The 12,076-nt window shown below is 52.0% G+C and carries 12 protein-coding genes and 8 tRNA genes; 1 reads left to right on the plus strand and 19 read right to left on the minus strand.

Features of this window, described 5'->3' with window-relative positions; genetic code table 11:
* Positions 1-5: 5 nt before the first annotated feature.
* The 10 genes from AC27K1_RS09930 to AC27K1_RS09975 form a co-directional block, all read right to left on the minus strand.
* Positions 6-887 carry a LysR family transcriptional regulator gene (locus AC27K1_RS09930; protein WP_487150202.1) on the minus strand — a complete coding sequence of 294 codons (882 nt, stop codon included), beginning with the start codon at positions 885-887 and terminating at the stop codon, positions 6-8.
* A 243-nt stretch (positions 888-1,130) separates the two neighbouring features.
* Complete coding sequence (locus tag AC27K1_RS09935) at positions 1,131-1,607, minus strand: hypothetical protein (RefSeq protein WP_487150203.1); 477 nt, start codon at positions 1,605-1,607, stop codon at positions 1,131-1,133.
* A 201-nt stretch (positions 1,608-1,808) separates the two neighbouring features.
* Positions 1,809-1,885: transfer RNA gene (locus AC27K1_RS09940), tRNA-Asp, on the minus strand.
* Between the two features lie 18 nt (positions 1,886-1,903).
* Positions 1,904-1,979 (minus strand) — tRNA-Val (locus AC27K1_RS09945).
* A 32-nt stretch (positions 1,980-2,011) separates the two neighbouring features.
* Positions 2,012-2,088, minus strand: a tRNA-Asp gene (locus tag AC27K1_RS09950).
* A gap of 23 nt (positions 2,089-2,111) precedes the next feature.
* Positions 2,112-2,187 (minus strand) — tRNA-Val (locus tag AC27K1_RS09955).
* A 29-nt stretch (positions 2,188-2,216) separates the two neighbouring features.
* Positions 2,217-2,293, minus strand: a tRNA-Asp gene (locus AC27K1_RS09960).
* Between the two features lie 23 nt (positions 2,294-2,316).
* Positions 2,317-2,392: transfer RNA gene (locus AC27K1_RS09965), tRNA-Val, on the minus strand.
* Positions 2,393-2,452: 60 nt separating this feature from the next.
* Positions 2,453-2,529, minus strand: a tRNA-Asp gene (locus AC27K1_RS09970).
* 14 nt (positions 2,530-2,543) lie between these two features.
* Positions 2,544-2,619, minus strand: a tRNA-Val gene (locus tag AC27K1_RS09975).
* Between the two features lie 194 nt (positions 2,620-2,813).
* On the opposite strand from AC27K1_RS09975, the gene rdgC reads away from it, so the two are divergent.
* Positions 2,814-3,779, plus strand: a complete 966-nt coding sequence (gene rdgC / locus AC27K1_RS09980) for a recombination-associated protein RdgC (protein WP_487150205.1) — start codon at positions 2,814-2,816, stop codon at positions 3,777-3,779.
* Positions 3,780-3,841: 62 nt separating this feature from the next.
* On the opposite strand, the gene acpS is transcribed toward rdgC, so the two are convergent.
* The 9 genes from acpS to AC27K1_RS10025 all read right to left on the minus strand — a co-directional run bounded on the left by acpS (position 3,842) and on the right by AC27K1_RS10025 (position 11,974).
* Positions 3,842-4,216 carry a holo-ACP synthase gene (acpS, locus tag AC27K1_RS09985; protein ID WP_487150206.1) on the minus strand — a complete coding sequence of 125 codons (375 nt, stop codon included), beginning with the start codon at positions 4,214-4,216 and terminating at the stop codon, positions 3,842-3,844.
* Positions 4,213-4,962 carry a pyridoxine 5'-phosphate synthase gene (gene pdxJ, locus AC27K1_RS09990; protein WP_487150208.1) on the minus strand — a complete coding sequence of 250 codons (750 nt, stop codon included), beginning with the start codon at positions 4,960-4,962 and terminating at the stop codon, positions 4,213-4,215. The genes acpS and pdxJ overlap by 4 nt, the downstream gene beginning before the upstream one ends.
* Entirely contained in the window at positions 4,949-5,734 is a 786-nt protein-coding gene (gene recO, locus AC27K1_RS09995; protein WP_487150210.1) for a DNA repair protein RecO, read from the minus strand. The genes pdxJ and recO overlap by 14 nt, the downstream gene beginning before the upstream one ends.
* An 11-nt stretch (positions 5,735-5,745) precedes the next feature.
* A complete protein-coding gene (era, locus tag AC27K1_RS10000) occupies positions 5,746-6,657 on the minus strand; it encodes a GTPase Era (protein ID WP_487150212.1) in 912 nt (303 codons plus the stop codon).
* Positions 6,654-7,340, minus strand: coding sequence for a ribonuclease III (gene rnc, locus AC27K1_RS10005; protein ID WP_487150214.1), 687 nt, complete (start codon positions 7,338-7,340; stop codon positions 6,654-6,656). Before rnc ends, era begins: the two co-directional genes overlap by 4 nt.
* On the minus strand, positions 7,340-7,711 hold the full coding sequence (locus AC27K1_RS10010; protein ID WP_487150215.1) for a DUF4845 domain-containing protein: 372 nt from the start codon (positions 7,709-7,711) through the stop codon (positions 7,340-7,342). Before AC27K1_RS10010 ends, rnc begins: the two co-directional genes overlap by 1 nt.
* 20 nt (positions 7,712-7,731) lie before the next feature.
* Positions 7,732-8,568 carry a signal peptidase I gene (gene lepB, locus AC27K1_RS10015; RefSeq protein ID WP_487150217.1) on the minus strand — a complete coding sequence of 279 codons (837 nt, stop codon included), beginning with the start codon at positions 8,566-8,568 and terminating at the stop codon, positions 7,732-7,734.
* Positions 8,569-8,577: 9 nt separating this feature from the next.
* On the minus strand, positions 8,578-10,377 hold the full coding sequence (gene lepA / locus AC27K1_RS10020; protein ID WP_487150219.1) for a translation elongation factor 4: 1,800 nt from the start codon (positions 10,375-10,377) through the stop codon (positions 8,578-8,580).
* 178 nt (positions 10,378-10,555) lie between these two features.
* Positions 10,556-11,974, minus strand: coding sequence for a DegQ family serine endoprotease (locus AC27K1_RS10025; protein WP_487150221.1), 1,419 nt, complete (start codon positions 11,972-11,974; stop codon positions 10,556-10,558).
* Positions 11,975-12,076: the final 102 nt, after the last annotated feature.

Consider the following 12,076-nt stretch of genomic DNA (forward strand, 5'->3'; position numbering starts at 1 on the left):
GCAAGCTAGATCACTGAAAATCCAATCTGTCCGTTATCTATAACAACCTGGCTATTCAATTGCGCCATCAACGCCTGCAGGCTTTCCAGGCGATCACACTCTTCATACCAGCTGCAATAAATATGTCGCTTGATGACTGGCACATCGCTCACCTGGTACAAATCCCCCGCAGACATCAGCGTCTGTACCATGGTCAGTGGGAGATAAGCGCAGCCGCCATTATTCAACAGAAAGTCCAGTGCGACACGGGCACTATTGGTATGAAGTACAGGCGAAGGCAAGCCACTCAGGTGTCGTGACAGCTCAATACCAAAGCGTGTCCCCCAATCCACCATTACCCAACCAGTTAGCCAGGGTTCAACGCCCTCCTGAATGGCTGAGCTTGTAACCATCACCAGCTCTACCGTTGCGAGCTCACAATACCCCAGCTCGTCAGCTTTGGGCGGATCGAACAAAATAGCCAGATCCAGTGTCCGGTTCAGCAGTCTGCGCGCAACCACTTCCGGGCTGACGCTTTCCGCCCGAACAGCAATACCCGGGTTATCACTGAATATCTGGTTAATTCGCTCCTGCAAAAGGATGTCCCAGACATTAGGCGTCGCCCCGATGGATATCTGCACATTTTGATTACGATCCAGCGCCACATCCAGCCGTGCGCGATCCCAGGCAGCCAGGATGGCTTCAGCATGGGCTCTAAGACGCTCACCGGCAGGTGTCAGCTGAATATTATTTCGGTATCGGGTAAATAGCGGTGCAGACAACTGCGACTCCAGCTGCCGTACTCTTGAGCTGACGGCCGACTGGGTCAGGTATAGATTTTCTGCCGCCTTGCCAAAATGCCGGGTCTTTTCGACTTCCAGAAAAGTCCTCAACAGCTCGGTATCCACAGAACACAACACTCCTGACAGGCATTTTTTGCCATTAAGCATGATAGTCACTCAAGCGAAGCTATCGCCTGCAGGACTTAAAACGGCGGAGATTGTCCAACAGTGTGTCGCGTTTTTCCACACAATTGATCACTGTTTGGCAGAAATAAAGCAATAAAACAGGCGGGATGACATCAATGAACGGCATGAGTTTCCAACAGTATAAAATCCCATGCCGGGAAAGCACATCACAAACGCAGCAGATCAGAGTTCACCAACCAGTGATTTATAACCAAAGAGCGTCTTAACATCATGCTGCTTCAGAAACTTCTGAAACCAGAAATGACACCAGGACGCATTATCCAGCGCGGGATCCATGCCGGCAGGGCTTGCATCAGTACGTAACAGCAAAACAGGTGTAGATGCCCCATCATTATCGATCACCTGAAAGAGCAAACCACAGGGAATGATGTCCCCCTCAGCACTAACACCTGGTGTCGTCCTGATCGACATCACCAGGTTAATCAACCAAAGCTTATAATCCTGCTGAATCAACAACTGAAGCGGAATATCCATTACCCCCCTCTCATCAAGAGAGAAGTCATTGCCATGCAAAACCACTGCACTCTCAAACTTCCTGATCGTCAGTGATTCAATGGTTCTTTCGGGAGACTCACTTAACCAGCTTTTCAGCGACGCTGCACGCGATACGAGTGCATCCTGCATTTCTTGTTCGTTCATACCCATTTCCAGACACGAAAAAACGGCTGTTGCATCGCTAGAATATGCGGTGAAAACCAATTCGGTTTCAAACAGACTTATTAATTGTCACGATCATTTTTTTCGATCAAAAGGATGGGAAAAAACGAGAAAAAGTCGATGAGGATTTTTTGATAACAATAAAAAAAGCCGACCATTGCTGATCGGCTTTTTCTGAAGAAGTGGCGGACCGGACGGGGCTCGAACCCGCGACCTCCGGCGTGACAGGCCGGCATTCTAACCAACTGAACTACCGGTCCGCGACAAACTTTCTAACCTGGTGGGTGATGACGGGATCGAACCGCCGACCCTCTGCTTGTAAGGCAGATGCTCTCCCAGCTGAGCTAATCACCCAAAATCTTGTCACACATATCTAGCAAATTAAATGGCGGACCGGACGGGGCTCGAACCCGCGACCTCCGGCGTGACAGGCCGGCATTCTAACCAACTGAACTACCGGTCCGCGACAAACCTGCTTTCTAACACTGGTGGGTGATGACGGGATCGAACCGCCGACCCTCTGCTTGTAAGGCAGATGCTCTCCCATCTGAGCTAATCACCCAAAAATTCTTTCGATCATCAGTCAATAAATGGCGGACCGGACGGGGCTCGAACCCGCGACCTCCGGCGTGACAGGCCGGCATTCTAACCAACTGAACTACCGGTCCGCGACATACTGACATTCGCATTGTGGTGGGTGATGACGGGATCGAACCGCCGACCCTCTGCTTGTAAGGCAGATGCTCTCCCAGCTGAGCTAATCACCCTTCCCGATGCGGTGCGCATTATAACCATAATGCGACTTAAATCCAGACCCTGATGCAAAGTGGCGGACCGGACGGGGCTCGAACCCGCGACCTCCGGCGTGACAGGCCGGCATTCTAACCAACTGAACTACCGGTCCGCTACAGTCTTGCGTGGTGGGTGATGACGGGATCGAACCGCCGACCCTCTGCTTGTAAGGCAGATGCTCTCCCAGCTGAGCTAATCACCCCTCGTCAGGACGGCGCGAATTATAAGCAGCATCGGTTACGATATGCAACCGATATATGCCCACCTGCGGGATTTACCCATTCCGACAGTTCTAACGGTCTTTTTACGGCATCTCGCAGCATCCTTACGGCATCAGTAATAAAATGCCGGATGCATCTGTTACCATGACAGATGCCAACAGTGGGACAGAGCATCATGTGGTTCAAAAACCTGATTTTGTACCGTTTCAGCAAACCGTTTGAATACACCGCTGAAACGCTGGAAGAAAAACTGGCGGAGCAACGCTTTCGCCCCTGCAGCAAATCGGAAATGAGCAGTTTTGGCTGGGTGTCGCCCGTGCCCGATGGCGACAGTCTGATTCATGCCAGTGGTCAGTTCCTGGTCGTCACTGCCAAAAAGGAAGATAAGCTGTTACCGGCCAGCGTCGTACGCGATGCACTGAAGGAAAAGGTCGAAACCATTGAGCATGAACAGGGCAGGAAAGTTTTCAAAAAGGAGAAAGATCAGCTCAAGGATGAAATCACGCGCGACCTGCTGCCGCGAGCTTTCAGCCGATCCAGTCGAACCAGCGCTTATATAGATAGCCGTAACGACTGGCTGATTGTCGACGCATCCAGCTTCCGCAAGGCAGAAGAATTGACCAGTTCCCTGCGTAGCTGCCTGGGCAGTCTGCCCGTGCTGCCTCCGGCACTGAAATCAGCTCCTTCTGCCATTATGACCAACTGGTTGCAGCAGTCTGCGGACCTGCCCGCACCGTTCATACTTGGCGATGAGTGCGAACTGAAGGAACCGGGTGAAGAAGGCGGCATTGTCCGCTGCAAACGGGTGGATTTGTTATCCGAAGAAGTCAGCCTGCATCTTACATCCGGCAAAGTCGTCAGCCGCATTGCCATGCAGTGGGATGAATCTATCGACTGCATTCTCGGCGAAGATCTCTGTATCAAACGACTGAAGTTCACTGACACCTTACAGGAACAGTCTGACGCACTGGACATTGAGGATAAAGCGGGACGTTTCGATGCTGACTTTACGCTGATGGCTCTGACACTGGAACGTTTCCTCAGCGAGCTCATCAACGCGCTTGGCGGAGAAGACACCAGCCGCACAGGGCAGGAAGCAGAAACCGTGGGCACAGAAGAACCTGAACTGGCAGAAGCCTAAATGACAAAAAAGGCGGAAGGGCTATAAACCTTTCCGCCTGTTGAACATTACAATCAACGTCTCTAACGCTCCAGCACGACAAATGCTACCGCATAATCCTTCTCATCGCTGATTGTTACATGATGAGCACTAACGCCTAACTGCTCACCCAACTGCTTTGCCGCACCATGAAGTACCAGAGAAGGCGCACCCTGCTCACTATTGGTCACCTCGATATCCTGAAACGAGACTTTACCAATACCGGTACCCAAAGCCTTGGCCGCCGCTTCTTTTACGGCGAAACGCGTTGCCATATAGGAAGCATAACTACCACGAGCGATAAAAACGGCATATTCAGACTCGGTCAAAATACGCCGAACAAACCGATCGCCCTGCCGTTCCAGCACTTGCTGTATACGTCGTATATCAACGATGTCGGTTCCGATGCCTGCAATCATGCCTGGTGCCTGGCTGCATCCAGCATTAAGGCCTTGATTTCCCGAATCGCTTCCTTAAGCCCTGTGAACATGGCCCTGCCAATAATGGCATGACCAATATTTAATTCATTGATTCCCGGAATAGCAGCGACCGGTTCAACATTCTGGTAATTCAAGCCGTGCCCGGCATTCACTATCAAGCCCTGCTTGCGACCATGAGAAACCGCACGACGAATTCGTTCCAGTTCAGTATGCAGTTCTTCCGGGCTTTCTGCATCCGCATAACAACCGGTGTGCAGTTCAATGGTCGGAGCACCACATCGAACCGCTGCATCAATCTGGGCGGGCTCCGGATCAATGAACAGTGACACATCAATCCCTTTAGCCACCAGTCGCTGACAGGCTGCAGCAATTCGGTCTTCCTGGCTAACTACGTCCAGACCACCCTCTGTGGTGAGTTCTTCACGCTTTTCCGGCACCAGGCAGACATGTGCCGGTTGCACCTGCTCCGCGATCGACAGCATTTCATCAGTAACGGCCATTTCCAGGTTCATTCGAGTCTGGAGGAGATCCTTGAGCCGGTAAACATCATGATCCTGGATATGGCGGCGATCTTCGCGCAGGTGCAGGGTGATACCATCCGCACCGGCTTCTTCCGCATCCAGCGCCGCCTTGACCGGATCAGGGAAACACGTCCCCCTTGCCTGACGAATCGTGGCAATATGATCAATATTGACACCCAGGAGAATACGGTTAATCGGAATCACTGACTACTCCTTCCTCTGAATTGATCATTGGCGTGTACCGGGTCGAATCGGTCTGACGGAACAACTCGCGACTACGTAGCGGACGACTGCCCAGTAATGGCGCCAGCGCCATCCGGGTCAAACGTTTCAGGTCCGGCAACATCGAATCGGCAACATCATTGCGGGCAAATGCATTCAGCACCGTCCCTGAAAAGCAGGGAATCCTGCCGGTCGGATCCACCGTACGACAGGGGACAAAACCATGATCCGGCTGATAGACATAGTACTGGTCATCACGGATTGCCTGTCCCTGTTCCCCATCGTGCGACAGTGGTATCCCATAACCCAATGCTTCCAGCAAGAGCTTCTCAAAGACTCTCAACTTGATTTCCAGCGGCAACTGCTGATTCAAACCATCAACAAGCCACTCGTAGAGATCAAACAGATTGGCCACCGCCTCACCCGGCTGCAGCAGGCGAATCAACAGCTCATTGGCATAAAGCCCGCTATAGAGATATTTACCCTTCAGCAACAGGTAGCGATCCTGCTCAAGCTGCCGCAATGTTTTGAGTTCCGTTTTACCCGTCCAACTGATCAGCAGACGGGAAAACGGCTGGAGCAGATGCCCCCGCCGGGGCTTTCCCGATTTGCTGGCAGCCCCCCGGGCGCCAGCAGCAACCAGGGACACTTTCCCGTGATCACGGGTCAGACAATCCACCAGCAAACTTGTGTCACGATAAGGCCGGGTATGAAGTACCCAGGCCGGTTGCAGTTCGAAGGTATTTGCAGACACTGCCGACCGTCTCAGGGCAGCTCGGTATAACCAAGACTGGCCAACGCCCGCTCATCATCTGACCATCCTGAGCGTACTTTGACCCAAAGATTCAGCATTACCTTGCTGTCGAACAGTTTTTCCATATCAAGGCGAGCATCACGACCAATCACTTTCAGGCGGGCGCCCTTGTCACCAATCACAATCCGTTTCTGTCCGGGACGCTCAACCAGAATCAGTGCACTGATATGCAGCACACCACCGTCTTCCTTGAATTCTTCAATCTCAACAGTGATCTGGTAGGGAATCTCATCACCCAGCTGACGCATGATCTTTTCCCGAACCAGCTCTGCCGCCAGGAAACGGGAGCTGCGATCAGTAATCTGGTCATCACCATAGAAATGGATACTTTCCGGAAGGAAACCGTGAACCAAACGCTCCAGACGCTCAACGTTGTGACCATTCTTAGCTGACATGGGTATGATGTGCGCGAAATCCATCTTCCGCGACAGGTCATCCAACCAGGGAATGAGCTTATCCTTTTCAGTAATACGGTCGACTTTGTTAACAACCAGAATAACGGGGCAACGACTGTTACGAACCGTTTCCAGCACCATCTCATCTTCATCCGTCCAGACCATCCGGTCGACAATAAAGATGACAACGTCCACATCTTTGACAGACGAAGTCGCCGCCCGGTTCATATAACGGTTAATGGCTCTGCCGTCATTTTTATGAATACCCGGTGTATCCACATAAACAGCCTGCACTTCACCATCGGTTTTGATCCCGAGGATTTGATGGCGGGTTGTCTGGGGCTTGCGGGACGTAATACTCAGCTTCTGACCAAGGATATGATTCAGTAGTGTCGACTTACCAACATTAGGCCGTCCGACAATCGCCACATAGCCACAACGGCCTTCAGATACTGCCTGTTCAATCATCCTTCAATCTCCACCCCAAGCGCCACCAACGCGCGTCGGGCTGACTGCTGTTCCGCCGCCCGCCGACTGCAACCCGCACCTGTCGTCGATTCAACCCCGACGACAGAACAATGTACCGTAAAGGTCTGATCATGCGCTCTGCCATCAATGCTGACCAGCTCATAGTGAGGCAGAGGCTGCTGACGTGACTGCAGATATTCCTGCAGACGGGTTTTGGGATCTTTATTCTGTTGATCGCCAACAGAAAGCTTTTCAAGCCGACTGGCAAACCAGGCGAGAATACGGGTTCGGCAGATATCCATGCCGCCATCCAGGTAGATTGCGCCGATAAGAGCCTCGACTGCATCCGCCAGGATGGACTCACGACGATACCCGCCACTTTTCAGCTCACCGGAACCCAGACGCAGAAAATCACCCAGACCAAATTCCCGGGCAATTTCCGCCAGCGTGGCGCCACGCACCATGCAGGCCCGCAACCTGCTCAATTGGCCTTCCTTTGCCTGGGGAAACCGCTGGTAGAGGTCTTCGGCGATCACAAAATTCACGATGGAGTCGCCGAGAAATTCGAGCCGCTCATTATTACGGCCACCATAACTGCGATGAGTCAACGCCAAAACAGCAAGCTCGCTATCCTTGAACGGATAGCCGAGCTGCTGTTCCAGCTTGTCTATGGATTGTTTCACTATTGCCTGATTTTCCTGCTGTTCTCGAATGTCAGAACAGCATCTATGTTGTAAATCATTGGGACACGACGCTCATAGTTTACATCAATGATGATTTCATTGCCTTCACGTCGTACTTTTGCGCTCTTTTCTATCTCATCTGGCAGATTGTTGACCTGAAAGCCCCGCTCCATCCAGTCGCGGACATCAGCGACAGACGCATCCTCAATACCATAACGCTCTTCTATGGAGTCCAGCGTTTTCTCAACACTGAAGTTATCATGATACAAAGGCGTAAATTTGAGGACACAGGTAAACACGGAGGCGGCAAACACCAACCAGGCCAACACGACAAACATGGATGCTCCGCTCTGCTCTTTCATTCCCTTCATGGCAGCTCTCCTGTTGTTCTTCAGATTATCGATCCATTGTTTTTCAGATTAGGCAGATCAAACCAACTCGGCCAGTGCATCCAGATATAGACTGCTTTACCGACAATGTTCGCTTCCGGCACAAACCCCCAGTAGCGGCTGTCATTACTGCGGTCACGGTTGTCGCCCATCACAAAATACTGCCCTTCCGGCACGGTCCATTCTGTCTGCAGCAAGCGATTTTCAATGTCCATATCCTTACGAATCTGATGAGTGACATCACCAATAGTTTCTTCATAGATCCGATAAACCAGGTTTCGCCCCAAGCGCGGCTCAAACTCATCACGCAGTTCCGCCACGAACGTTTCCGGCACCTTCTCACCGTTCACGTACAGCGTTTTATTGCGATACGCAATTTTATCGCCAGGAACACCTATGACCCGCTTGATGAAGTTGATATTAGGGTTCATCGGTTCCTTGAACACCATGACATCACCTCGTTTCGGCTCATTCACTGTCACCACTTTGGTACCTATCACAGGAAGCCGGAGACCATAGGTGTACTTGTTAACCAGAATGAAATCGCCAACCTGAAGCGTCGGAATCATCGACCCCGACGGGATCTGGAAAGGTTCATACAGGAATGAACGTAATACCAGCACAATAAACAGGACAGGGAATACGGACTTTGCAGTTTCCACCATCCCCGGCTCTCTGGACAGCCTGCTCAGCGTTTCCTCGTCTGCTTCTTCGACCTGCTCACGGTAACTGGCGACAGCGGCCCGGCGCCGCGGCGCCAGCACCAGAATATCGACAAGCCCGATCAAACCACTGGCAAATACGGCGATCACCAGGATAAGGGGGAAATTAAAGTCCATATCAACCTTTTAGTTGTCAACTTTCAATACAGCCAGGAACGCTTCCTGGGGGATTTCCACGCGACCAACCTGTTTCATGCGTTTCTTGCCGGCCTTTTGCTTCTCCAGCAGCTTGCGCTTACGGCTAACGTCACCACCATAACACTTGGCCGTTACGTTCTTGCGCAGCGCCTTCACCGTTGACCGTGCCACAATCTGTCCGCCAATCGCTGCCTGAACCGCCACATCAAACATCTGCCGCGGAATGATCTCTTTCATGGCATCGGTCAGTTTGCGCCCCTTACCGGCGGCATTGTCCTTATGCACGATCAACGCCAGCGCATCAACCTTCTCACCGTTGATAAGGATATCCAGCTTGACCATTTTCGCCACTTCGAAACGATCAAAGGAGTAATCCAGTGAGGCGAAACCACGGCTGACGGACTTCAGTCGGTCAAAGAAGTCCAGTACCACTTCACTCATTGGCAAGTCATAGGATACAGAGACCTGCGTACCTGTGAACTGCATATCGCGCTGCATACCGCGCTTTTCCACACACAGGCTGATGACATTACCCAGATACTCTTGGGGCACCAGAATATTGGCCTGCACGATAGGTTCACGGATTTCCAGAATACCGGCTGGGTCAGGCAGGCGGGACGGGTTGTCAATCTCAATGACTTCTCCGTTCTTCATCACGACCTGGTAGACCACCGTCGGGGCCGTGGTGATCAGGTCAAGATCATATTCCCGCTCCAGGCGCTCCTGGATGATCTCCATGTGCAGCATGCCCAGGAAACCACAGCGAAAGCCAAAGCCCAATGCATCACTGCTTTCCGGCTCATAAAAGAGCGAAGCATCGTTAAGGCTGAGCTTTTCCAGCGCTTCACGAAAATCTTCAAAATCATCAGAGCTTACCGGGAACAGGCCCGCATAAACCTGGGGTTTCACACGCTGGAAGCCGGGAAGTCTTGGCACTTCCGGTGTCTTGGCATGGGTCAGGGTATCGCCCACCGGCGCACCATGGATATCCTTGATGCCGGCCACAACAAAACCCACTTCGCCCGCTTTCAATTCACCGGTCGACTGCCGCTTCGGAGTAAAGATGCCGATATCATCCACGACATAGACTTCACCGGTCGATTTGACCAGCATCTTGTCTTTCTTGCGCAGCGTACCGTTAACTACACGAACCAGAGAGACAATCCCCAGGTAGTTATCGAACCAGGAGTCAATGATCAGCGCCTGCAGTTCACCATTGATATTGCCTTCCGGCGGAGGAACGGTCGCCACCAGCGCCTCAAGCACGTCTTCAATGCCTAAACCACTCTTGGCAGAGCAGCGCACCGCATCGGTTGCATCAATACCAATGATTTCTTCGATTTCCTGGGCGACACGTTCTGGCTCCGCCTGAGGCAAGTCCATTTTGTTAAGCACAGGCATAACTTCCAGACCCTGCTCAATGGCGGTATAGCAGTTGGCAACAGACTGGGCTTCTACACCCTGTGCCGCGTCCACCACCAGCAAAGCGCCCTCACAGGCCGCCAGGGAGCGAGATACTTCATAGGAGAAGTCAACGTGGCCCGGTGTGTCGATGAAATTGAGCTGGTAAACCTGACCATCTTTCGCGGTGTAATCCAGCGTTACACTCTGCGCCTTGATGGTGATACCGCGTTCGCGCTCAAGCTCCATGGAGTCGAGCACCTGCTGCTGCATTTCCCGATCACTCAGACCACCACAATGCTGGATGAACCGGTCAGCCAGCGTGGATTTGCCGTGGTCGATATGGGCTATGATCGAAAAATTTCGAATATGTCGTAAGTCACTCACCGTTTGTCACTACTGCTCTAAATAGATTAACCCGCCAGCCTTGCTCAGGCGGGCGGGTTACGGCTGATGGAAACCTCTGTTAACGCACCAGTCTACCGTATTTACAGGTAGGCCGCTATCCGGGCGTTGAGCGTCAGGTTACCATATCCATGGGTTAATGAGCGCTACTCAACCACTGTTACTCCGCCAGGCGGAAGGTGATAAACCCGGGCATTCCACGGCGCACCACCAGCATAGAGATGGTTTTGTCTGCCGGCAGCTTTTTCACGATGCTGTTGAATTCCTGTACGCTCTTAACGTCCTGGTGGTTGATCTGGGTAATGATATCGCCATTACGCAAGCCAACTGCACGACCTGCGCCACGACCAACCTCTGTGACAACAAGACCTGAAACCGACTTATCAACACCCAGGCGCTGACGATAGTTGTCGTTCAAAGGCTCAACATTGATACCAAGCCGGTTATCCTCGCGGCTCTGCACCTGAGGTTTGGCTTTACCCTGTTCGTCAGGCAACTCACCGAGTTCGACGGTCTTGGTCAGCGTTTTACCGCGACGAACCAGATCAACCTCTACCTTCTTGCCGACAGGGGTACGACCAACTTCCATGGGAAGATCACTGGAGAACTTGATATCCCGACCATTGAATCGAAGGATAATATCGCCCGGCTGCAGACCAGCCGTACCGGCAGGCCCCTCCGGAATGACCTGGCTGATCAGCGCACCATGGGGCTTTTTAAGACCAAAGGATTCAGCAAGGCTACGATCAACATCCTGAATCACCACACCCAGCCAGCCACGGGTTACGTAACCCTTTTCTTTCAGCTGTTCTGCAACATCCATGGCATCATCAATGGGAATCGCAAACGAGAGCCCCATAAATCCGCCGGAACGGGTGAATATCTGGGAATTAATACCAATAACTTCACCGTCCATATTGAGCAGCGGACCACCGGAGTTACCGGGATTGATCGGCACATCAGTCTGAATAAACGGCACATAGCTTTCAGTCGGCAGGCTACGGTTCAGGGCACTGATAATACCTTTAGTGACTGAGTACTCGAAACCAAAGGGAGAACCAATAGCGAAGACCCACTGACCTGGTTTCAAGTCATCAGAATCCCCAAGGCGAATTGCAGGCAGACGTTTGGCATCCACTTTCAGCAATGCCAGGTCTGAGCGTTTGTCCGCCCCTACCAACTTGGCCTTGAATTCACTGCGATCATTGAGACGAACAAGAATTTCATCCGCCCCTTCCACCACGTGATTATTGGTCAGGATGTAACCATCTTCAGAAATAATAAAACCTGAGCCCAATGACTGTGGACGAGGCTGTTCAAATTGGGATTCATCGGGAATCTGCAACCCGAAATAACGCCGAAAAATTTCCGGCAACTCATCCCCGTAAGGCCCATAAAGCTGCCTGTTGGATTGTTTCGGCTTGGATAACGTACTGATATTCACGACGGCCGGCGACGCATTCTCCGCCAGGCTCGAAAAATCCGGCAACTGCTCACTGGCAACCGCCAACTGCATGCCGAGAAACAGGGCGAATATACCGCCAAGCCATCCGGCACCATTAATTCTTGGATATCTCATAAGATCCGTTTCCCCATCTCACCGATGATCAAACATTTCTGATACATTTCACCAGCCAGTCACCACAAACACAAAGATGCTCTGGCTGTCACAGCATGACAA

It is taken from the genome of Kistimonas ophiarachnellae (assembly GCF_057552235.1).